This window comes from uncultured Rossellomorea sp. (assembly GCF_947488365.1).
Lineage (GTDB): Bacteria > Bacillota > Bacilli > Bacillales > Bacillaceae_B > Rossellomorea.
The window spans coordinates 315,368-336,812 of sequence record NZ_CANKZT010000004.1; the positions used below are offsets into that span (position 1 = coordinate 315,368).

Annotated in this window: 25 protein-coding genes and 1 pseudogene; 15 read left to right on the forward strand and 11 right to left on the reverse strand. The window is 41.7% G+C overall.

Features of this window, described 5'->3' with window-relative positions:
* The first annotated feature begins 376 nt into the window (after positions 1 to 376).
* Positions 377 to 1,267, forward strand: coding sequence for a TIGR01777 family oxidoreductase (locus Q1B03_RS15970; protein ID WP_299743444.1), 891 nt, complete (start codon positions 377 to 379; stop codon positions 1,265 to 1,267).
* A gap of 41 nt (positions 1,268 to 1,308) precedes the next feature.
* Here the strand turns inward: Q1B03_RS15970 and Q1B03_RS15975 are convergent, their stop codons facing one another.
* Entirely contained in the window at positions 1,309 to 1,686 is a 378-nt protein-coding gene (locus tag Q1B03_RS15975) for a helix-turn-helix domain-containing protein (RefSeq protein WP_299743447.1), read from the reverse strand.
* A 131-nt stretch (positions 1,687 to 1,817) separates the two neighbouring features.
* On the opposite strand from Q1B03_RS15975, the pseudogene Q1B03_RS15980 reads away from it, so the two are divergent.
* A pseudogene (locus Q1B03_RS15980) lies at positions 1,818 to 2,797 on the forward strand (zinc-binding dehydrogenase).
* 41 nt (positions 2,798 to 2,838) lie between these two features.
* Here Q1B03_RS15980 and Q1B03_RS15985 read toward each other — a convergent pair.
* Both Q1B03_RS15985 and Q1B03_RS15990 read right to left on the reverse strand, forming a co-directional pair.
* On the reverse strand, positions 2,839 to 3,594 hold the full coding sequence (locus Q1B03_RS15985) for a sugar phosphate isomerase/epimerase (protein ID WP_299743450.1): 756 nt from the start codon (positions 3,592 to 3,594) through the stop codon (positions 2,839 to 2,841).
* Between the two features lie 27 nt (positions 3,595 to 3,621).
* Positions 3,622 to 4,050: a MarR family winged helix-turn-helix transcriptional regulator gene (locus Q1B03_RS15990; protein WP_299744006.1), complete on the reverse strand. Its 429-nt coding sequence runs from the start codon at positions 4,048 to 4,050 to the stop codon at positions 3,622 to 3,624.
* Positions 4,051 to 4,227: 177 nt separating this feature from the next.
* On the opposite strand from Q1B03_RS15990, the gene Q1B03_RS15995 reads away from it, so the two are divergent.
* From Q1B03_RS15995 to Q1B03_RS16005, 3 genes are all read left to right on the forward strand, one after another.
* Positions 4,228 to 5,430: an MFS transporter gene (locus Q1B03_RS15995; protein WP_299743453.1), complete on the forward strand. Its 1,203-nt coding sequence runs from the start codon at positions 4,228 to 4,230 to the stop codon at positions 5,428 to 5,430.
* Between the two features lie 161 nt (positions 5,431 to 5,591).
* Positions 5,592 to 6,059: a flavodoxin gene (locus Q1B03_RS16000; RefSeq protein ID WP_299743456.1), complete on the forward strand. Its 468-nt coding sequence runs from the start codon at positions 5,592 to 5,594 to the stop codon at positions 6,057 to 6,059.
* 17 nt (positions 6,060 to 6,076) lie between these two features.
* The gene (locus Q1B03_RS16005; protein ID WP_299743459.1) at positions 6,077 to 6,838 is read left to right on the forward strand and encodes a hypothetical protein; all 762 of its coding nucleotides are present in this window, start codon (positions 6,077 to 6,079) and stop codon (positions 6,836 to 6,838) included.
* A gap of 42 nt (positions 6,839 to 6,880) precedes the next feature.
* On the opposite strand, the gene Q1B03_RS16010 is transcribed toward Q1B03_RS16005, so the two are convergent.
* Positions 6,881 to 7,156 (reverse strand): hypothetical protein, encoded by a 276-nt coding sequence (locus Q1B03_RS16010; protein ID WP_299743462.1) that lies wholly within the window; start codon positions 7,154 to 7,156, stop codon positions 6,881 to 6,883.
* Positions 7,157 to 7,299: 143 nt separating this feature from the next.
* On the opposite strand from Q1B03_RS16010, the gene Q1B03_RS16015 reads away from it, so the two are divergent.
* Positions 7,300 to 7,455, forward strand: a complete 156-nt coding sequence (locus Q1B03_RS16015; protein ID WP_082051198.1) for a DUF1540 domain-containing protein — start codon at positions 7,300 to 7,302, stop codon at positions 7,453 to 7,455.
* Positions 7,456 to 7,555: 100 nt separating this feature from the next.
* On the opposite strand, the gene Q1B03_RS16020 is transcribed toward Q1B03_RS16015, so the two are convergent.
* Complete coding sequence (locus tag Q1B03_RS16020) at positions 7,556 to 8,764, reverse strand: MFS transporter (RefSeq protein WP_299743467.1); 1,209 nt, start codon at positions 8,762 to 8,764, stop codon at positions 7,556 to 7,558.
* 291 nt (positions 8,765 to 9,055) lie between these two features.
* On the opposite strand from Q1B03_RS16020, the gene Q1B03_RS16025 reads away from it, so the two are divergent.
* Positions 9,056 to 10,066, forward strand: a complete 1,011-nt coding sequence (locus Q1B03_RS16025) for a nuclease-related domain-containing protein (protein WP_299743470.1) — start codon at positions 9,056 to 9,058, stop codon at positions 10,064 to 10,066.
* A 7-nt stretch (positions 10,067 to 10,073) separates the two neighbouring features.
* Here the strand turns inward: Q1B03_RS16025 and Q1B03_RS16030 are convergent, their stop codons facing one another.
* Positions 10,074 to 10,388: a helix-turn-helix domain-containing protein gene (locus tag Q1B03_RS16030; protein ID WP_299743473.1), complete on the reverse strand. Its 315-nt coding sequence runs from the start codon at positions 10,386 to 10,388 to the stop codon at positions 10,074 to 10,076.
* A gap of 152 nt (positions 10,389 to 10,540) precedes the next feature.
* Here Q1B03_RS16030 and Q1B03_RS16035 point away from each other — a divergent pair, with 152 nt between their 5' ends.
* The 3 genes from Q1B03_RS16035 (at position 10,541) to Q1B03_RS16045 (ending at position 13,005) form a co-directional block, all read left to right on the forward strand.
* Positions 10,541 to 10,942 carry a DoxX family protein gene (locus tag Q1B03_RS16035; RefSeq protein ID WP_299743476.1) on the forward strand — a complete coding sequence of 134 codons (402 nt, stop codon included), beginning with the start codon at positions 10,541 to 10,543 and terminating at the stop codon, positions 10,940 to 10,942.
* 15 nt (positions 10,943 to 10,957) lie between these two features.
* Complete coding sequence (locus tag Q1B03_RS16040) at positions 10,958 to 11,806, forward strand: VOC family protein (RefSeq protein ID WP_299743479.1); 849 nt, start codon at positions 10,958 to 10,960, stop codon at positions 11,804 to 11,806.
* 221 nt (positions 11,807 to 12,027) lie between these two features.
* Positions 12,028 to 13,005: an LLM class flavin-dependent oxidoreductase gene (locus Q1B03_RS16045; protein ID WP_299743483.1), complete on the forward strand. Its 978-nt coding sequence runs from the start codon at positions 12,028 to 12,030 to the stop codon at positions 13,003 to 13,005.
* Positions 13,006 to 13,116: 111 nt separating this feature from the next.
* Here Q1B03_RS16045 and Q1B03_RS16050 read toward each other — a convergent pair whose 3' ends face one another.
* The 3 genes from Q1B03_RS16050 to Q1B03_RS16060 all read right to left on the reverse strand — a co-directional run bounded on the left by Q1B03_RS16050 (position 13,117) and on the right by Q1B03_RS16060 (position 15,299).
* On the reverse strand, positions 13,117 to 13,389 hold the full coding sequence (locus tag Q1B03_RS16050) for a spore coat protein (protein WP_299743486.1): 273 nt from the start codon (positions 13,387 to 13,389) through the stop codon (positions 13,117 to 13,119).
* 209 nt (positions 13,390 to 13,598) lie between these two features.
* The gene (locus Q1B03_RS16055; RefSeq protein ID WP_299743489.1) at positions 13,599 to 14,141 is read right to left on the reverse strand and encodes a DUF6944 family repetitive protein; all 543 of its coding nucleotides are present in this window, start codon (positions 14,139 to 14,141) and stop codon (positions 13,599 to 13,601) included.
* Positions 14,142 to 14,210: 69 nt separating this feature from the next.
* The gene (locus Q1B03_RS16060) at positions 14,211 to 15,299 is read right to left on the reverse strand and encodes an MBL fold metallo-hydrolase (protein ID WP_299743492.1); all 1,089 of its coding nucleotides are present in this window, start codon (positions 15,297 to 15,299) and stop codon (positions 14,211 to 14,213) included.
* Between the two features lie 163 nt (positions 15,300 to 15,462).
* Here Q1B03_RS16060 and Q1B03_RS16065 point away from each other — a divergent pair, with 163 nt between their 5' ends.
* From Q1B03_RS16065 to Q1B03_RS16085, 5 genes are read left to right on the forward strand one after another with little or no spacing between them, the layout of a single operon-like run.
* On the forward strand, positions 15,463 to 15,981 hold the full coding sequence (locus Q1B03_RS16065; protein WP_299743495.1) for a DM13 domain-containing protein: 519 nt from the start codon (positions 15,463 to 15,465) through the stop codon (positions 15,979 to 15,981).
* 13 nt (positions 15,982 to 15,994) lie between these two features.
* The gene (locus Q1B03_RS16070; protein ID WP_299743497.1) at positions 15,995 to 16,702 is read left to right on the forward strand and encodes a response regulator transcription factor; all 708 of its coding nucleotides are present in this window, start codon (positions 15,995 to 15,997) and stop codon (positions 16,700 to 16,702) included.
* The gene (locus Q1B03_RS16075; protein ID WP_299743500.1) at positions 16,692 to 17,744 is read left to right on the forward strand and encodes a cell wall metabolism sensor histidine kinase WalK; all 1,053 of its coding nucleotides are present in this window, start codon (positions 16,692 to 16,694) and stop codon (positions 17,742 to 17,744) included. Before Q1B03_RS16070 ends, Q1B03_RS16075 begins: the two co-directional genes overlap by 11 nt.
* Positions 17,741 to 18,883: a peptide-methionine (R)-S-oxide reductase MsrB gene (gene msrB / locus Q1B03_RS16080; protein WP_299743503.1), complete on the forward strand. Its 1,143-nt coding sequence runs from the start codon at positions 17,741 to 17,743 to the stop codon at positions 18,881 to 18,883. The genes Q1B03_RS16075 and msrB overlap by 4 nt, the downstream gene beginning before the upstream one ends.
* Positions 18,880 to 19,515 (forward strand): Crp/Fnr family transcriptional regulator, encoded by a 636-nt coding sequence (locus Q1B03_RS16085; RefSeq protein ID WP_299743505.1) that lies wholly within the window; start codon positions 18,880 to 18,882, stop codon positions 19,513 to 19,515. The genes msrB and Q1B03_RS16085 overlap by 4 nt, the downstream gene beginning before the upstream one ends.
* Before the next feature lie 17 nt (positions 19,516 to 19,532).
* Here Q1B03_RS16085 and Q1B03_RS16090 read toward each other — a convergent pair whose 3' ends face one another.
* Together Q1B03_RS16090 and Q1B03_RS16095 are read right to left on the reverse strand one after the other, a co-directional pair.
* Positions 19,533 to 20,723, reverse strand: coding sequence for an FAD-binding oxidoreductase (locus Q1B03_RS16090; RefSeq protein WP_299743508.1), 1,191 nt, complete (start codon positions 20,721 to 20,723; stop codon positions 19,533 to 19,535).
* A gap of 243 nt (positions 20,724 to 20,966) precedes the next feature.
* The gene (locus tag Q1B03_RS16095) at positions 20,967 to 21,377 is read right to left on the reverse strand and encodes a VOC family protein (protein ID WP_299744009.1); all 411 of its coding nucleotides are present in this window, start codon (positions 21,375 to 21,377) and stop codon (positions 20,967 to 20,969) included.
* Positions 21,378 to 21,445 lie beyond the last annotated feature (68 nt).

The window sequence follows — 21,445 nt, forward strand, 5'->3', positions numbered from 1 at the left end:
TATATTGGTTATCCTGAAAAATACATAAAGTGTATTTTAACGACACCAACCTTGGTCAACCGACATCATTTCCTGGGAAAAGATGTTGAATACTGTAGGGAATATAGAGTTGACAAACCTTTGCTTCAAGACCTTTTAAAAAGGAAAAAGCCTGCGATCTTAAATCTGATCGCAGGCTTTGTTTGTAAGGGAAAAAATTAGTCCAACTGAATTCCATTCTGTTTTATTTTGCGAATTCCTCCATTACCAAAACGAGTTTACATAGTGGTTCATGTGTTCAGGTACATGGTGGAATAAGGAAAGATTCAGTTTGGTTTTGTTACAGGATTTGGTATGATAAATGTGAAGAAATTCACAAATGAAATGAGTTGATACTGTGGAAAAGAAAATCGTCATAGCGGGGGGAACAGGTTTTATCGGCCAGTATCTTCAAAAGAAATTCCTTGAGAAGGGCTATAAAGTGACCATCATTTCAAGACAGTCTCCCCATGTTTCCTGGGATCGTCCCAATGACATTGTTCAGTCATTAGAAGATGCGGATATGCTCATCAATCTTGCAGGAAAATCAGTCGACTGCCGTTACAATGAAAAAAATAAAGACGAAATTTTCAGGTCCAGGACGGAAACAACGAAAATATTGGGGAATGCCCTTCTACAGTGTCAGAATCCACCTCCTTTATGGATCAATTCCAGCACTGCAACGATTTATCGTCATGCAGAGGACCGGCCCATGACGGAGGAAAATGGAGATATCGGTACGGGCTTCTCTGTTGAAGTAGCAAAAAAATGGGAGAAAGCATTCTTCTCTTTTTCATTACCAGCAACCAGGCAGGCGGCTTTGAGAATCGCCATCGTATTAGGGCCGGATGGCGGTGTGATGACACCATATAAGAATCTGGTCAAATTTGGTCTGGGAGGTGTGCAGGGGCCTGGCGATCAGAGATTCAGTTGGATCCATGTAGAAGATCTGTTTCAGATCATTCTTTTTCTGAATGAAGAGAAGGAGTTAAATGGAGTGTTTAACTGTTCATCTCCAAATCCAGTCACCAACCGTGAATTGATGGCACACGTAAGGAGCGTTATGAACAAGAAGATAGGGCTCCCGACCCCTAAATGGATGCTTGAAGCAGGTGCCTTGTTAATCAAAACAGAAACCGAACTGGTCCTGAAAAGCAGATGGGTCATTCCGGAACGGTTGGAAAAAGCAGGATTCGTTTTTCAATATGGTACATTGGAAAAGGCTCTCAGGCAGATTCTATCCAAATAATCATGAAAGGACTTGTCTTCTGTGACAAGTCCTTTTTAGTGCTACTGATTATTCTCCATAAAATTATAAGTCGTCCAACAGCGATTCATCTCGATCCCTTTTTGCTCCGCATACTCATCGCCCCATTTACACATTTCAAAAAGAGTTGTTTGCAGCTTCTTCCCCATATCTGTCGTAGAATACTCGACCTTCGGCGGGATTTCCTGATAGACCGTCCGCGTGACCAGGCCGTGCTCTTCCAGCTCCCGAAGCTGCTGGGTAAGCATTTTTTGAGTGATGTTCGGGAGAGAACGCTTCAATTCGTTAAATCTCTTCACCCCTTCGTTTAAATTCCACAGTATGAGTACTTTCCATTTACCTCCTATAACATCGATGACCAAGTCAATGGCGCATTGGTATTCGGGGTTTAGTTGTTTCATTTGAGTACCTCCTTGGTTTCTAAACGGTAACTAGGATACTAAATAGTGCCTGCTTGTGTAACAAGTATATAGTATATATTATATACCATATACAAAAATTAATTATAAACTCTAATGGGAGATGAATAGATATGAAAGCATTACTTTTACACGATAAAGGTTTATGGAAAGACATGAAGGTGGAGGAAATCGAAACACCTTCGCCACAAAAGGGAGAACTTCTTGTGGAAGTCCATGCAGTCGGGTTGAATCCGGTTGATTATAAGACAGCGACCAATGGGATGCCTGCCTGGTCCTATCCGCATATTCTCGGTCTTGATGTGGCAGGAGTGGTAGTAGAACAGGTGAGGGAGTGACCGAATGGAAGAAGGGAGATCGAGTCGTTTACCACGGTGACTTTACCAAAAAAGGAGGATATGCGGAATACGCGATTATCAATGCGCATACCGTTTCACGCATTCCTGAAAGTGTGTCATTTGAAGATGCTGGGGCTCTTCCGACGGCAGGTTACACAGCTTATCAGGCACTTCATCGTAAATTACCGTTCGATCAGGTAAATACAATTCTGATCCATGGCGGTGCCGGTGGAGTAGGAGGGTTTGGCGTGCAGCTTGCGAAACTTGCAGGTAAGACTGTCATATCCACTGCTTCCGGTCACAATCATGAATATGTAAAATCCCTCGGGGCAGATTTCGTCATCGATTATCTTGAAGAAGACGTGAATGCAAAAGTGTTGGAAATAACCAATGGACGGGGAGTGGATGCCGTGGTGGACGCGGTCAGCAGACAGAGTGCAACAGACTCTCTAGATGCTCTGGCATACATGGGTCACATGGTATACATTGCTGGTGCGCCTGATTTCACCAAAATCAAATCATTCACTAAAGTGGTTTCTTACCATGAGATTGCCCTGGCGGCAGCACACCAATCAAATGATGTCATCGCTCAGAAAGATTTTGCCGTCATCGGGGATGACATGCTTTCCTTATTGGAACAAGGAAAATTAGATGCGATGCTGAAAGAAACCATCCGACTTGAAGAAGTTCCTAAAGCATTGAGCCGTTTATCAGAACGCCATGTGAAAGGGAAAATAGTGGCCAAAATAATATAATGTAAAAAGGAGAGCCTGTTGGTCAGGCTCTCCTTTTTACATTATATGTTGTTTTGACGCAAATAATCCAAACTCATCCTGACGCTTTCAATAGGGGAAATCCTGGACTGATCCTGTTCGACGATCCACCAATCCACATCACTATGGATACCATAGTCGAGAACAGAAGCGAGGTCCACACCTCCCGTTCCCAGTTCAGCAAAAAATCGTTCCCCGTCCAACGTCATATCTTTCAAATGTACAAGAGGGGTTCGTCCCTGATATCGTTTCAACCATTCCACCGGCTTTTCTCCAGCAAAGGTCAGCCAGTAAATATCAAACTCTGCCTTTACCCAGTGAGGGTTCGTTTCATTCAAAATCATTTCCAGTGCCGGTTTTCCCGTCGATAGGGTGGTTAGTTCAAAATCGTGATTGTGATAGCAAAGGGTGATCCCTTCGTTAAAACATAATTCCCCAATTGAATTTAAATCATCAATCAAATGAACATAATGCTTCTCTGTTCTCTCTTCAGGTGGAAGATAAGGACAGACAATATAGCTGCTGCCCAGCTCCAATTGATCATGAATCACTTTCTGGACATCGTTTCTCAGTTCAGAGAGAGGAATATGACTTGAAGCGACACGGAGATCCAAACTATCGAGTGTGCCCTTAAGTTCTTTCGCGGATAACCCGCCATGGCCGGCCAGCTCAACACCCTCATATCCCAACCCGGCCACTTGTTGAAGTGTCCCTGTAAAATCCTTTTCCGTTTCATTTCGCAGAGTATACATTTGCAGGGCAATCGGTATTTTTTTCATGGTCACACTCCTATTAAGTAATGGTTTTTATTTTCTTGAAATGTTCTCATTCATTTGGGAAAGGACGCTCTTATATACTTCTAAATTCTCCTCCGATATACCTTTAAGAATCGTTCCGTCGTATAAACCTTCTATAAAAGGGGACAGCTCATCCTTGGCAGACATGCCTTTCTGCGAGATAAAAATTAAAAATGACCTTCTATCTTCCAGGTTCCTCTGTTTGTATATCAGTTCTTTCCGTTCCAAGATGTCCAGGATTCTCGTCAGGGTTGGCTGATCTTTTTCTGATTTGATGGCAAGTTCTTTCTGACTGATTCCATCCTGTTCCGCTAAGCGCTTTAGAACCGTCCACTGTTCGGGCGTAACATCAAATTCCTTCAGATGCAGGGTAAGGAATCGAATAATATTCTTCACTGTATGGCTCGTGTACAAGCCGATAGATTCATCGCGGGACATAGTCACTGTTTTCACCTACTGCATTCAATTTTTCTTCCTTTTATCATACATGAAATGGAGGGTTTTAGAGAGGTTTAATAAAAGAAAACGAAATTACTTGTCACAACAACTACATTTACAAATATACATGTTGTGGATATAATTAGTATAACAACTAATTAAACGAAGGAGAATTTTATGAGTCATTCAACTCCATCAACTATATGGACACGACCATTTTTTATGGCACTAGTAAACAACTTTCTTATATTTCTTGTATTTTATTCGTTGTTAACGGTCCTGCCCCTTTACGTGATCGATGAACTTCAAGGAACGGAAGGGGAGGCAGGACTCGCTACTACCATCTTTTTATTATCAGCGATCATTGTCCGACCATTTTCCGGTAAAATGATTGAATGGTTAGGGAAACGCAAAACGCTCATCATCAGCGTTTTATTTTTTGGCATCTCCTCATTCTTGTACTTTTGGGTCAATGATTTTTATCTGTTAATGGGGCTTCGCTTTTTTCATGGGATTTGGTTTAGTATCAGCTCGACGGTTTTAGTCGCGATCGCCGCAGACATGATTCCCCCTCATCGGAAGGGAGAAGGGCTGGGTTACTTCGCTATGTCGATGAACTTGGCTGTTGTCGTCGGACCGTTCATTTCGTTAGCCCTTATTCAGTGGATTCCATATACGACCTTGTTCTTGGGGCTTGCATTCGTCATAGTCATTGGATTCATTTGTTCTTTCGGCATTCAGGTCATGGAGGGGGATGTGGTTGAAACAATGGACTCCAGACGCTTAACCTTTAAGGATTTGGTGGAAGTTAAAGCGATCCCGATTGCACTTGTAGGATTTTTAACCTCATTTGCATACTCAGGCATCATGTCGTTTATTTCGGTCTACGCCAAATCCATCGGTTTATTTGAATCAGTCAGCTTATTTTTCGTTGTTTTCGCAGCGGCCATGTTGCTTTCACGCCCATTTACAGGACGTTTATTCGACCGATCAGGACCGGATGCAGTCATCTATCCATCCTTATTTATTTTTGCCATTGGTTTGATTTTGTTGAGTGTCACACACTCCGTCGTTCTATTATTGATTGCTGGAACACTCATCGGACTCGGATATGGGGCACTTCTTCCAAGCTTTCAGACGATGTCCATACAGGCCGCACCAAAAAAAAGGACGGGGCATGCGACCGCAACATTCTTTATTTTTTACGATCTGGGGATTGCCGTGGGATCGTTTGTGTTGGGAGTCTTTTCGTTTCAGCTTGGATTTTCTGCTTTGTATATCATTTGCAGTGGAGTGATTTTCGTCACGATAGTGGTTTATAAAGCAACCATACATGAGAATCATGTTGAAAATCAGAAAGCGAGCGTATTGGAATTGTAGATAAATGAGTAGGAAAGCATCCTTCATGAGAGGGATGTTTTTTTTTGTCTAATTGAGAATAATTTTCAATTAGTTGTTGACAAATACAAGGAAAGTTTGTATGGTTTACATATAGTGATAATGATAATTATTATCAATTAGGTGTGCGATGGAGGTTTATCATGACCAAAAAAATAATTATGATCTATGCAAGCATGAGTGGAAATACAGAAGAAATGGCGACGGCCATCGAGACAGGTGTGAAGGAAGCCGGAGCTGAAATCGATGTAATTGATATAAATGACTGCCCGAATGTTCAGGTCCTTGAGAAATATGCAGGAATCCTGTTAGGTGCATATACTTGGGGGGATGGAGAACTCCCTTATGAAGTTGAGGAGTTTTACGATGACATGGACGATGTGGATTTAACGTTTAAGATTGCCGCAAGCTTCGGGTCCTGTGATTCTTTTTATCCTAAGTACGGGGCAGCGGTGGATTTATTAAATGAGAAATTGCAAGAAAGAGGAGCCCGTTTGATTCATAATGGTTTGAAAGTGGAATTAACACCAGAGGATGAAGATGTGGAGGCGTGTAAAGAATTTGGGCGCACATTTGCTAGTGAGCTCTTGTTCAGTAAACAAGAAGGCTAGAGAAAGGAGAGGCATTCGTGAACTATTCACTTTCGATTAAAACATTATCGGATATACATCTAAAAGAATTCATCAATTGTCCCCACAAGTTTTACTATCACTACATCCAGCGTGAAGAAGCAAGTAAAGTTGAATGGAAAAAGGTTATGCAGTTCATTGTGAACCAGGTAGTGAAGGACTTCTTTATGCTTCCCGTCAAAATGAGGACGCCCATCAAAGCACTTGAAATCATTGAGAAGCACCTTTCCTCTGTTAAAACAAACATCTTTGATTCAAAGATAGATTATTACTTAGTGGTGGCGAAAGTGACGGATTATTTAATGCAGGACTTAACTCAGAACTATGGGACATTACCACCTCTTTTTATTAATGAAAAGTTTCAACAATACTTCGAAGAGCTTGAAACTCACTTATCCCTCACGATAGAAGTGGCAGAATGGGAACAAGAATCGTTTACAGTCACCAAGTATCTTGTCGATACAAATCACGAAATGATTACCTTGTATTATTATTTGACGGTGGTTTTCTGTGAAAGATCTTTTGGAAGACTTCCTTCGTCGATAAGAATCGTTTCCTTGTTAAATGGAGAAGAATTCGTCCATTCCCCTTCTCAGATAGAAATGAAGAAAGGTTTGTCTTACATAGAGAAATTAAAAGATATGCTGTCTGCACCACTATCATCCATTACCAAACCGAATGGGGAAGTATGTTTGAGCTGTCCATTTGTGGAGGTTTGTGCAAACAATGAAATAGAATTTCTTTTTCAAAAGAAGCATTAAACAGAAGAAGAGGACTTACCGTATTTCGGTAAGTCCTCTTTCTCATTCAATTAAAGCGGATGCTGATTGTTTATCAAAATGTATTCGGGCGACTTTTTTCTCGTTTTTAAACAATATATAATGGGCGGTGGCAATTTTTTCTTCAACATAATCAATAGAGAAAGTCCCTGATGGATCTGTAAGACTACCAATTGCACGAGATAAATGATCGATCACATGCTTTAAATGATCTGTCCTCTTCCATTCATTATCCGTATTCATTTGATCCATGATTTCAAATGCAAGATTTTGAACATGGTAAAGACGCCTCTGCTCCATACTAAAGATTCTCCCTTCATATCAAACATATCTCTTTGATTATATGGTGAAAGCTTCAGGTATATGATGATTCTTATCCACAAATCAGGTATGAAACAGGGGGGGAAAGTACACTCTAAAGATAATAAGGGAGGTGTTTGAAAATGGCTCAAGACGTACTATGTGAAGTAAGCAACTGCAAATACAACCGTGAAGGCAAAAAGTGCTCTGCCGACCAGATTTTCGTTGTCAGTCACAAAGGAAACAAAGCCCACAACAGTGAAGAAACGGATTGTAAAACATTTGATCCTGGTATGTAATGAAGAGAGAAGGCAACCATAGGCGTGGTTGTCTTCTTTTTATATAGTATTGATAATAATTCTCATTCTTATACAAAAAAAGCTCACTTTTGTGAGCTTCTCATTGATTAACAGCCTGTTCCGATAAAGTGGTCGTTCTAAGCTGTCGATATCTTGAGTAAAAAAGTCCTGTCATAAAGAGGGATAAACATCCGAATAATACGGTCATGATCTGCAGTCCCACAAGATCCAATAGCAGTCCTGTCAAGAGGAGCACAACTTGGAAAATCAGTCTGTCGAGCATGTTTCTAAACGAAAAGAAACGGCCGTGAAATTCTTTTGGCACCCGCGTTTGAAAGATCGTGGCAGCCGTCGGGAAAAAGCATCCTACTGCAAAACCAAAAACAGTAAATGCCAGCACAGATAAAAACGGGCTGGTCGCAAAATAAAGGAGCAGTTGCGCAATGCCGATGACGAAACTGAAGAAGAATAAGATTTTGTAGGGTGACACCTTTTCACCCATTTTCTTTACAGCAAAAGCACCTGTCATAAAGGCAATCCCTTCGGCGGTATAGATCCAACCTTTAATAGCTGAGCTATCCTGTAGCTCGCTGATGTTGATAACCATCAGGTTGAATCCACCAATAAACAGCAGGGGGATCAACGTCATCACAAGGGTCATAAATACGATGGGCAGCCCTTTAATGACAGGGAATACTTCATTGAAGCCCGCCCCTTTTGTTTTTTCACCTTGCTGTTTGGAAGTTGACGTTTCTTCAATTGTAAGGAACCAGGTCATGACGAATAGTGCTAAATAGGCCACTAATGATAATAGGTAGAGCATCGATAAGGAGATAACCACCAATAGAATTCCAGCTAACGCCGTACCAAGTATTCTTGAAAGGGTGGCCACATTCATATGGACCCCATTCATTTGAAGCAATTCCTTCTCTTTCACCACCATGGGGATGGCGGCTTGAAGAGCAGGGAAATAGAACGCGGCAGAAATTTGAATGCTCACTAAGAAAACGACCATCCACAGCACCGAGCCTGTATTGATCGCAATCAACATGAAAACAACACTTAATGCCCTGGTGAAGCCTGAGATAAGCATCACCGTTTTCTTATTCGCCTGATCCGTTATCCTGCCGGCTAAAGGTCCAACAGCAAGACCCGCAAGCAGTCCAGAAGCCAGAATCACCGACTTTAGGAAATCAGAAGGCACCTTTTCCTGCATGAACTCCAGATTACCGATAATCCCTAACCACAATCCGAGACCTGCTATAAATTCACCTATCAATAATATCCATACATTTTTATTTTTCCACATAAAGGTCCGTCCCTCGCAGTCAAGTTATTTCGCTTCTCTAAATATACTATGGGTGGAGGGGAATGGGAATGATTTTTTTTGGTGTGGTAAGGGGAGGGTATCTGGAGGAAAAGGGCGTTCGCTGATAAAATTGAGATTTCGCTGATATAATGGGAATTTCGCTGATAAATCGTGAATTTCGCTGATAAATATAATATTTCGCTGATAAAATTCAAATCCACCATCTCGAAGCAGGATTTTCTGCAGTTTATGGAGAATACATGTAATATAAAACCCGATTGGAGTGATAAAATGATCGAAAAAGAACGAATAATACCTCGAATCATCCTGATGTTACAAGCTTTACTCCGCAGACTTCCCCTCAACCACCCTAAACTCCTTCTGATATCCGAAGAACTTGGTAAAAGAATGGCAGGATTCAAAGGAGAGAAAGCACTAGATTACACTTTAAGCTTTTTAGACCCTAAAAAATACTACATTCTCCACGATCTCAGATTACCCTGCAAAGATAGCTTTTTTCAAATCGACACCCTACCCATTACAACCAAATTCATCCTCAATATTGAAGTCAAATACCTTGCTGGCACTGCTTACTTCGACCCTATCTTCAATCAACTTATTCAAACAAAAGATGGATTTGAGTCAGCTTTACCGGACCCTACGATCCAAATCAAACGACAAGAAAGTCAGCTATTGAAATGGTTAAAAGAGAATGGATTGCCCTCCATCCCCGTTTTTTCTTGCGTAGTCATGGGCAACGATCGGACTATCATTAAAACCTCTCTAGATAACAAAACCCTTCAAAAAATCGTCATCCATCGAAGTTCTCTATTGGACAAGGTGAGATATATTGAGAACTCTCTTCGAAAAGAGAAGGCCGCGCCTAAAGAAATTAAAAAAATCATTCGCAGCTTAAAAAGACAACACGAAGAGCCTGATTTCTCTGTCTTAGAGAGATTTAACATTACAGAGGGTGAGCTATTAAAGGGGGTCATATGTGAAGAGTGCAATTATCGGCCGTTAGCAAGGAAACATGGCAAATGGCTTTGTATGAATTGTAAAAATGAAAAGATTAATGCTCACATCCAAGCCCTCAAAGACTATGAACTTTTGATTGGTCCTAAAATAAATAACGCGGAACTAAGAAATTTTTTGAAAATCAATTCTTCTCATGTTGCAAAAAGACTCCTCCAATCCCTAAATCTCCCCACAACAGGCACCAAAAAAGGAACACAATACATCCTATTATTCGATGAAAGCCCACCCCGAAAACACAAACAAAAAAACCCGCCAATAACCTGACGAGTTTTCATTCCTTCTCAATCCACTCCTGGGACCACTTCTCTATATCTTTCATTAAAGGTTCTAAAGAGTAACCCTTTTTCGTTAAAGAATATTCTATACGCACTGGTGTTTCAGGGTAAACGTCTCGTTTTACGATTCCTTCTTCTTCAAGATCCTTTAATCTCTCTGAGAGAAGTCTGCCACTGATGCCGATTGCGTCTTTGATGGTGCAGTTTCGTTGTGGACCGGAAAGCAATTGATAGATGATGAGTGCTGTCCATCGTTGACTTAAGATGCCGATTGCTTTTTCGAACCTTGGACATATTTCTGATTGTTTCACTCTGTCAGGCGCCTCCTTCTTTGTAACTAGTATACCACATCATCAACATTTTAGTAATTTAATTACTTGACAGTACATAGTTATTAAAATAATATAAGTTACATAAAGTAACTAACTTTAATAAAATAACAAAAAGGAAGGAAGAATATACAATGTTACAGAATCACTTAATAGGGGCATTTATTTTAAGAATATTTCTAGGAAGCACCTTTTTTATTCACGGTTTGACTAAGTTTCAGGGAGGGATTGAAAATACGGCCGGTTTCTTTCATAGCTTAGGGCTGCCGGGATTTACAGCATATGCAGTCGCAATCATTGAGTTGGTCGGCGGACTGGCGATGATCCTGGGATTTGGTACACGGATTGTTGCAGTACTATTTGCGTTCGTCATGGCAGGAGCAATCGTAAAAGTGAAATTAGCTGCTGGTTTCTTAGGAAATGGGCAGATGGCAGGATATGAATTGGATTTAGCCCTGCTTGCGATCTCAATCTATTTTGTCGTGGCTAAGGAGTCATTGTTCTCAATAGATCAGAAGTTTTCACAGTCAGAATGAATGGGAGGAATAAAGATGAACTTTCATAAAGAACCACATACATTTGTTGGGGAAGTAAATATAAAAGTCGAAAACTTGGAGCGATCTCTTGACTTTTACCAAGAAGTAATTGGATTTAAATTGTTGGAAGGAACAGATAAAAGAGCGACTCTCACGGTAGATGGCATACACCCACTATTATCTCTGGAGCAACCTGAAGATGTGACACCTAAGCAGGCCAGAACAACAGGTTTGTACCACTTTGCCCTGTTGTTGCCGAATAGAACAGATCTTGGAAAAATATTAGAACATTTTATTAAGCTGAATATACAACTGGGGTCATCTGACCACCTTGTTAGTGAAGCACTGTATTTATCAGATCCTGATGGAAATGGAATTGAGATTTATAGGGACCGTCCTTCATCTGACTGGAAATGGAATGGAAATCAAGTAGAGATGACCGTCGATCCGATCGATGCACGGGGAATATTGGCTGAGGCCGATGGACAATCGTGGGATGGGCTTCCTGCCGGCACCGTTATGGGGCATATCCATTTGCATGTTTCAGATTTAAAATCAACTGAAGAATTTTACGGCGAGGGACTTGACTTCGATGTAGTCAGTCGATTTGGAAATCAGGCACTATTCATATCAACAGGTGGATACCATCATCATATCGGACTGAACACCTGGAACGGGGTCGGGGCTCCGAGACCAGCTGAAAACAGTGTCGGTCTTAACTGGTTCACCTTACATTTTCCATCAGAAGAAAAACGAACAACCATCATCCGCCAGTTGGAATCCATAGGAGCAACCATCCAGGAACAAAGAGGAAAACTCCTGACCGAAGACCCATCAGGCAACCGAATCTATCTAAGCTTGTAAGGCAAGAGGGACGGACCTCAAATGAGGTCCGTCCCTCTTGCACATTATCATCGAAAGCCTTATTCCAAAGCGTTAAATCCATCCTGCAACACGAAAATTCGTTTGCACTCTTATGTTCCAAGGTCCGTCCCTCAGGCAAGGTTTTTTATTTGATGGGAAATTCGTGTGATAATGATGGGGACATACTAAGTGATATCTAGATTGCAGGGGAGTGGCATCAAATGAAGTTGAGTGTATTGGATCAGTCTGTGATTACGAGGGGGGAGGATGCGCGGACGGCGTTTCAAAATACGGTGACTCTTGCGCAGCGAACCGAGGAGCTCGGGTATACACGTTTTTGGGTCGCAGAGCATCATAATACGAATGGGATTGTCGGTTCTGCTCCTCAAGTGTTAATTTCTCATCTTGCTTCTATGACGAGTTCGATTCGGGTCGGATCCGGTGGCGTACTTCTTCCGCAATATAGCCCTTACAAAATCGCGGAGGACTTTAATGTATTGGAGACCCTTTTTCCCAATCGAATCGATCTCGGAATCGGCCGGTCGCCTGGTGGTTCGTATGAGACACGTCTGGCTCTGACGGATGGATTGAAGAAGAGTATGAATGAGTTTCCGGGTCAGGTAGAAGCGCTTCAAGCTTATTTACATCACTCGGATGAGCAAGCAGTCAAGGCTTATCCAAAAGTGACGAGGCCCCCGCTTCCCTGGATATTAGGAATCACCCACAGGGGGGCACGCGTGGCTGCTGAGCAGGGTACGGCCTTCACATATGGTCACTTTATCAATCCTGTAAATGGGAAAAGGGCTCTGGACTATTATCATTCTCATTTTCAGCCTTCCCTGTCTTTATCCCAACCTAAGAGCAATGTTTGTATCTTTATCGTCTGTGCTCCAACGCAAGGAGAAGCTGAAGAAATTGCCCTCACTCAAGATTTGTGGCTGTTATCGGTAGAAAAGGGAAGAGACACGGGAATTCCCTCCAAGGAAGAAGTAAAAGCAAGAACGCTGTCAGAGTTGGAAAAAGAAAAAGTGAAGGAAAACCGAAAGCGAGCCATTATAGGGACACCTCAAAGAGTGAGGGAGGAGCTTCATATGCTGAGTGAAATCTATCAGACAGATGAATTTATGATTATTACCAATGTATACAAGTTTGAAGATAAAGTAAGATCATATGAGCTCATTGCTGAGGCTGTCCTTTAGGCTTCAAAAAATCTGCAGTGACTACTCCAATATAGGAATAATCAAGGTTTTAATAAAGAGGAGCCAGTGTACGGTGAATAAGTGCACTGGCTCCTTTTTGGTATGAATTTATTAATAATAATAGGGATAAGGAGGATAACCATAATAAGGTGGTGGATATCCGTATCCATAACCATAACCATAACCGATAGGACTTAAAAGGGCGGCTCCCAGCAGTCCACCAGCAAGTCCTCCTAAAAACGGGTTAAATCCAAATCCGAACGGGCGTCTTCCAAATCCTCCGAAGCCGAATCCAGGTCTTCCAAACCCCACGCGTCCGATGGGGCGGCGTATATCATTGTAATCCACAAATGTTTCATAACCGGTATTGTGAAAATCATTCATAGCATAAACCTCCTCTCTATCTATGGTTATGAATATTCGCCCTCAAACAAAAAGGTATGGGCATTAACCTATATAGAGAGATTTTAGGGAAATAGGCCTATGTGGATTTTTTGAGTAGGAGGAACACAATTCCTCTTTATCTAAATATAGAGCAGCTAACCTAGTTGCTCTACATCTCAAATAACAAATAATGAGTATGTAAAACAACTTTATGAGGATGACTCTTTTGTTTGAACTAATGCGGAAATGATCGCACCGACTGCTTGGATCCAGCTTCCCGCCACATTAATATTACCGCTGTCTCTTTCATTTAATTCGAGGATTCCAGCGATGGCCTGAAGGGAATTACCAATAATCTGGAGAAGATTACCGTATATCGAATATAGCTCTTCTAACGTATGTTCTTCATCAAATGAATCGGCAAGTGCAGCCCCTCCCCCTAATGCCTGGAGAAGATTTCCTTTAATGTTCAGCTCTTGCTTCGTAATATCGTTAAACTTAATGAGTATGCCGGCTATAACGGTTACGTTTCCAATAGCTTGAATTTGATTCCCTGCTTTCGTCAGGGTAAAGTCATCTATTGCATCTGCCTCTAAAGCATTTCCTGTTGCTTGCAGTTCATTTCCTACGAGATTGAACGAGTTTAAAGTATCTTCTGGAATGCTCTTAATAGGGGTACTGCCAACAGCGGCAATGACCGTTCCGATTGCAGCAACCCATGCTCCGAATGTGGCTTTTTGTTCTTTGCTCATAGTATAATCGCCTACTTTACGGTTCTTAGATAGTGTATACAACTAGGCGATCGTTTGTTCATGATGCATTTAAGTTGTTTCCCACCATTTGGATGTAGGGTAAGAATCATTTCCAGCAAGAAAGGTTTCCCCTATCCTTGGAGTAACAACAGGAACCCCGTGTTCTGCACCGCATTTTGTCACACGTTTGATCGGGTCGGTCCATTCATGAAAGGATAACGTGAATGCTCCCCAATGAATGGGTAAAAGCTGCTTCCCTTTCACATCAATATGGGCTTGTACAGTTTCTTCTGGGAGCATATGAATCGGTGCCCACCTGGGATCATATTGACCACATTCCATCAAGGTCAAATCGAATGGCCCGTATACACTGCCAATCTCTTTAAAATGATGTCCATATCCACTATCTCCGCTGAAAAAGATTTTGGAGGAGTTCCCGATGAGACACCATGAACACCACAAGGTAGCATTACGATCATGTAAGCTTCTGCCGGAAAAATGTCTTGCCGGGGTACAAGCAAGAGTAAGACCATTCCACTCAACCTCGTCCCACCAATCAAGCTCTGTAATGTGATCAGAATGGATTCCCCATCTCTCAAGATGACTCCCTACTCCGATGGGAACAAAAAACTGCTTCACTTTGCCTCGAAGCTTTCGAATGGTGCCATAATCGAGATGATCGTAATGATCATGGGAAAAAACTACAGCATCGATGGAAGGCAGTTCATCTTTTTCAAAAGGAAGCTCTTTGCTATACCGTTTTCCTCCTATCCATGGAAACGGGGATGGCGCACGACCAAACATTGGATCAAGAAGTAGTCTTTTTCCATCCATTTCAACGAGAGAAGCTGAATGTCCAAACCAGGTTACATTCGTGACGGAATGAGGATGGTCAAAGGACGGAAATCCAACACTTGGAATATCGCGATCAGGTTTACGGTTACCAGTTCTTTTCATAAGATCCCGAATCATTGTAAGAGACGTGGAAAAGCTGGTATCCATAGAGGTTGGAATGGGATTTTTAAATGAGCCTTTTGAATGCTGAGGTGATGATTGAACGCGTTCAAGGGAAGGCTTCTTGCCAAATGCGGGGTAGAATCGGAGAACCAGGAAGGCAATCACAATCATAGCGATCAGCAAAAATATAAATAGTAGCATGGATTTTGCTCCTTTTCATTCGATATCTTTAACTATCTCAGATTAGCTTGTGACTGTCCAAAATGAAGTCGGCGCCACATTTAAGAAATAATTAAGATTTCCGTTAAAAATCCATAAGGTTTGTTTAGTAAACTATCGTTAATCATAGTGAGGGGATGATTCAATGAAAAGATGGATGATGGGAATAGCTATAGCAGGAGCTTTGGGAGTAGGATGGTGGCTGATCTCCCCATTGTTTATGGATAAGGTCGTGAACGAAGAGCCAGTTTCATCGTCTTCCGGATCCATTATGAAAGACCAGGGAGAGCATACTATGAAAGAAACCGATTCATCTTCGCCAGACGAAATGACAAACGATACAATGAAAATAAATGAATTAGTCGGAACCTTTCAGGGAGCAGATGAAAATCACGAGGCAAAAGGGATAGTGAGTATATCAGATAAAAATATCCGATTGGAAAATTTTGAAGTGACCAATGGACCGGATCTTTACGTTTACTTAGTAGAGGAAGGTCAGAAAACCAAAGAAGGAATTTCCCTGGGTAAATTGAAGGGGAACATAGGCAATCAAAATTACGAGATTCCAGGAGATCATTCTGCATCATCAGGAATGGAGATTGTGATATGGTGTAAACAATTTAATGTGGATTTCGGTCGTGCTGAATTAGGTAAGGCGATGTAAAGGAGAGTAAACCATGGTAAACAAAGTCCTGTTAGTAGATGATGAAGAAAATATTGTGGATGTATGCGCTCGGTATCTCATGAGGGATGGGTATGAAGTGAGTACTGCTTCTAACGGTATTGAAGCAATCCAACGGTACCATACATTCCAACCGGACATCGTGATCCTGGATATTATGATGCCTGAAATGGATGGGTGGCAGGCAGCTGAAAAGATCAGGGAAGACAGTGATACCCCCATCATCATGCTGACAGCTCTGGGACAGGAGAAGGATCGGATTTATGGGTTGACCATAGGTGCGGATGACTATGTCACCAAACCTTTCAGTCCACGGGAATTATTGCTCCGTGTCAAAAACGTATTAAGAAGGACCAATTCCACTCCAAAACGGGAAGCTCAAAGGGAAGTTCTTAAGTGGAAAGACTTACTTATTGATCGAGATAAACGAAAAGTAGTCGCGGCCGGGAAAGAAATTGACATGACTGTGAAAGAATTCGATTTATTAACCCTGTTAGCAGAGCATCCTTCACAGGTGTTCTCCAAGTCCCAACTGCTCGAAACCTTATGGGGGTATGAATATCTGGGTGATGCCAATACGATCAATGTTCATATTCGCAGGTTAAGAGAAAAGATAGAGGAAGATCCTTCTGAGCCGCAATGGATAAAAACCGTGTGGGGAATAGGTTATAAGTTTGAGGGGCAGCAGCACTATGAAAATTAGAACCCTCCTTATTTTAGCCAACACGATTTCTCTCTCCGTAATCTTAGTATTTCTCACAATCTCGTATGTTCAGATGTTTATCTCAACCAATATCATCATCCTGCTTTCCCTTATTACACTTGGGGCGGGGATCCTTTCCTTTGCAGTGAATTTGATGATCACATCGCCTTTGTTAAAATCTGTAAAGCAGATGAGCAAAGAAGCAGAGCGGATGGCTAAAGGTGACTTTGATGTGAAGGTGACAGAAGGCGGACCTCAGGAAATCAAAGAGCTCGCTGCTAACTTTAATCATATGTCCACTAAAATAGAAGCAATGTTCGACGAAATAAGGGAATCAGAGAAGTTCAAGAGTGAACTGATCGCGAATGTTTCCCATGATCTCAGAACACCTTTATCATCGATTCATTCCTTTGTTGCTGCTTTAAACGATGACATTATCGAAGATCAGGAAGCGCGAAAGAGATATTACGAAACCATTTTGTCAGAAACAGAAAAACTGGGTCATTTAATTGAAGAGGTATTGGAATTTTCACAGTTGGAAAACAGGAAGTTGCCATGGAATCCACATCCGACACCAATCGATAAACTCCTGATCGAAACCATTCAGCAGTTTGAACGGGTTTTACAAGAGAAGCATGTTGAAGTGAAAGTGGAATATGATGACCTTTTGCCCCTTGTTTCTTTAATGCCTGTTCAAATAAAAAGGGTGATGACCAACTTAATACAAAACGCATTATCCTTTTCGCCTGACCAAACGACGCTGTATATTAGGGCTGTCAAAGGTGGGGGGATGATGAGGTTTTCGGTTACAGACGAAGGAAAAGGAGTTCCTCTTGAAGAGCAGGGATCGATTTTTCAACGTTTTTACCGGGTGGAGAAGTCTCGAAATAAAGCAAGTGGAGGGTCTGGATTAGGACTTTCCATCTGCAAAGAAATTGTTGAACTTCATGGTGGGGATATCGGAGTCGAAAGTGATGGTAAGTCGGGCAGCACCTTTTGGTTCAGGTTACCTTTAGAAATAAGTAAGGAGGAGAGACGATGAAAAAAGTGATGATGGGAATCGGCCTGGTACTCCTATTGAGTCTGGCGGCTTTTTTCGGTCCTAAACTGTATGCAAGCATGACCCAGAAGTCATTGGGAAGTGAGCCGGTAAAGCTGGATATGGTGGATGAAGAACATGCGGTTGCGACCTTTGCAGGAGGATGCTTCTGGTGTATGGAACCACCTTTTGAAAAACTGGATGGCGTGTATTCCGTCATTTCCGGATACACAGGCGGTGAGGAAAAGAATCCAACCTATGATGAAGTATCTACGAAACAGACAGGACATGTGGAAGCCGTTCAAATTGAATATAATCCTAAAGTCATTACGTATGAGCAGCTATTGAAAGTTTACTGGAGACAAATCGATCCTACCGATAACGGTGGCCAATTCGTCGATCGGGGCCCACAATACGTGAGTGGTATCTTCTATCATAATGAAGAACAGGAGAATATAGCACAGCGATCAAAGCAGGAATTAGCAGACTCTGGGCGCTTTGAAGAAGAAATCGTCACAGAAATCCAACCTGCTAAAACCTTTTACAAAGCGGAAGAATATCACCAGGATTATTATAAGAAAAATGAATTAAGCTATAAGTTTTACCGAAACAACTCAGGAAGGGATGACTTCCTTGATGAAGCTTGGGGAGAAGACCGGAACATCAAGCTGGATACGAAGCCCCTTTATCCTTCCTACACAGACGAAGAATTAAAAGATAGACTTACAGATATCCAATACAAAGTGACCCAGGAAGACGGGACCGAGAAAGCATTTGATAATGAATACTGGGACAACAAAGAAGAAGGGATCTATGTGGATATCGTTTCAGGAGAGCCTCTTTTCAGCTCAAAAGATAAATATAAAAGCGGGACCGGCTGGCCCAGTTTCACTAGGCCCCTAGTTGAGGAGAACATTGTTGAAGTGGAAGATCGCACGCTATTCATGGTGCGGATGGAGGTAAGGAGTAAACACGCCGATTCTCACCTGGGTCATGTGTTCGATGATGGTCCAGAGCCAACAGGTTTAAGATATTGCATGAATTCAGCAGCCCTTCGATTTGTCCCGAAAGATGAGCTGGAAGAACAAGGCTACGGGGAGTTCGTTTCTCATTTTGAACAAATGGAGGGGGAGTCGTCTTGAATAGAGCAACCTCAGTACGATCTGCTTCAGCCATCAGTGATCTTCCTGGAAAGCTCGTAAACTACTCAATAAAAGAAGTAATCTTTCAACCTTTTTCACTTAGTAAAAATCTGTACAGGATTCAAACAGGGAAAGTAAAGCTATATAAAAACAGTGAGGATGGACGTAAAATCATCCTCACCATGCTGGGTGAGGGAGAATTCTTCAGTAACATAGCGTGTTTCAGCTTAGACGACGAGGGAGTTTATGCAGAAGCTAGCGATGACACGATCTTAACAGTCATCTCCCATAAACAACTGGATAGCTTAAGTGTAACGAAACCTGCTTTTCTTGCAGAGCTCTTCTTCACCTTCAATCAACATATGAAACAACGAAACATGTTCCTCGAACGCATCATGCACGCACCCGTCAAAGAAAGGATCCTTTATCTCATGTCATTCCTCATGAAGAACTTTGGAGAAAAACAGGGGAGATTCATGAAAATAACGGTCCCCCTTACCCACCAGGACATCGCAAGCTTCATTGGCTCTACAAGAGAAACGGTCACCAGTCTCACAAAAGAGCTGATAACAGAAGGACACCTCCAAAAAAAAGATAAGCATTATCTTGTGATGGGAGGGACGGACCTTTAACGGTCCGTCCCTTATTTTCACCTGTCTAATCTAACGATGTCTGCGTCCTGGTTTGGACGGTTTAATATGAGGTCACGGAGGATGTGAGCCCCAAGCATACTATAAACCGTGCCGTTCCCACCGTATCCTAATAAGTAATATGTTCGTTCTTTTTCAGGATGCTTACCGATATAAGGGAGGTTGTCCAATGACTCTCCGAAGCTTGCTCCCCACGCAAAGTCCATTTTGATAGTGAGGTCAGGAAATAGTTTTTGAACCTCTTTTTCAATTTGTTTTCCGCGTTTTTCTATTTTCTTCTCACTTTGAGGTGCGTGAGGTGGATCTTCATCCAATCCTCCTGCGATGATTCGGTTATCCACTGTGGTGCGCATATATAAGTAAGGACGTTTTGTCTCCCAAATCAGAGCTCGTTCATGCCATTGGGATAAATCTTCAATGGGTTCAGTGGCAATGGCATAAGATCGATTGATATCAGTGCCAATTTTCTTATCGATCGGAGGGGTTTCATACCCGGTTGCATGGACCAAGTGGGATGCCTGAATAATACCTTCAGAAGTATGAATGTTGACACCGTCAGCATCCTCTTCTACCCAGCCAGCTTCAAGATTTTCAAAGATTGTTGTCTTTTGACCTGCCTTTAAATAGTCGATTATGCCGTTCACAAATCGGTAAGGATTTACCTCGGCATCTCCAAGGGTAATCAAAGCTCCCGGTTTTGAAAAAGGCAATCGCTGTTTGATTTCTTTTTTAGACCAATATTCTACTGGAAAGCCATGTTCCTTTAGTGTTTTATATTCTTTTTTTAGTTTAGATACATGTCGGGTAGTACTCGCATAGTAGATGCTTTTTCTCCTTATAAATTCAGGTGACACTGGTAAATTCATTGCCACTTGTTCAAGGTTTCCGATCGCTTCCATACATAGCTTATAAAAACGGACAGCTTTCTTTTCTCCAATTTGATCAATCAGATCATGTAGCATGATATCGTTGGAAAATTGCAGTAATCCTGTATTAGCGGATGAACTCCCTGAAGCCATACTCCGCTTTTCAATGATTGCAACGTTCAAACCCGCTTCTGTAAGTGAATAGGCACATAATGCCCCGGACATTCCTCCCCCGATAATGGCTACATCATAATGTTTATCAAAGCTTCTTTTTTTATCTTTTAATGTAGTTGGCCAATACAAGCGGCCATTATGCAGATCCATTTTGGTTCCCCCAATAAGTAGCGATATTTAAATTATGTTCATATTCCATTCCCTTTAAGAGTCATGGATAAAACATATATTTTTGTACCGCAGGGTCTTAGTGGGTTCCAGCATCATATAAGTAAAGTGGGATTAATTTGTATGAGGATAAAGAAATATTTCAGTCGGAAGAAATTCAATCGAAATGCATCAGTAAAAACGGCTACTGCATTTATTCAGGGTGAGGATGCAGTAGCCACTGGTTTAATTTTTCGTGTAATTCAAGTCCCAACAGATGCCATAAGGATCTTTTACCTTACCATATTTAGCGCCCCAGAACGTGTCTTGAAGTTCCATTACTACAGTTCCTTTTTCAGTTAACCGACGGTAATAAGTATCGATTTCCTCTTCGCTTTCCAGCTCAAGGACAAGGGATATATTGTTTCCTACCGTTGGCTGATGACCGGGAAAGCTATCTGACATCATAAAGGAAAGCTCTCCTTTTTTAAAGTGAGCATGCATGATTTGATCAGCGATCTCCGGTGGACTTGGGTAATCGGCCTCACCAAAAGTCTGAACGGCCAATACTTCTCCTTCAAACACTTCTTTGTAATAGTCTAATGCTTCTTTCGCTTCGCCACTAAAACTAAAATAAGGTGCAGCCTGATGTTTCATCATTTCTCCACTCCGGTTCACATGAATTTTAATACCTCTTCATTATAGTCCAAACCGTTGGAATAAAA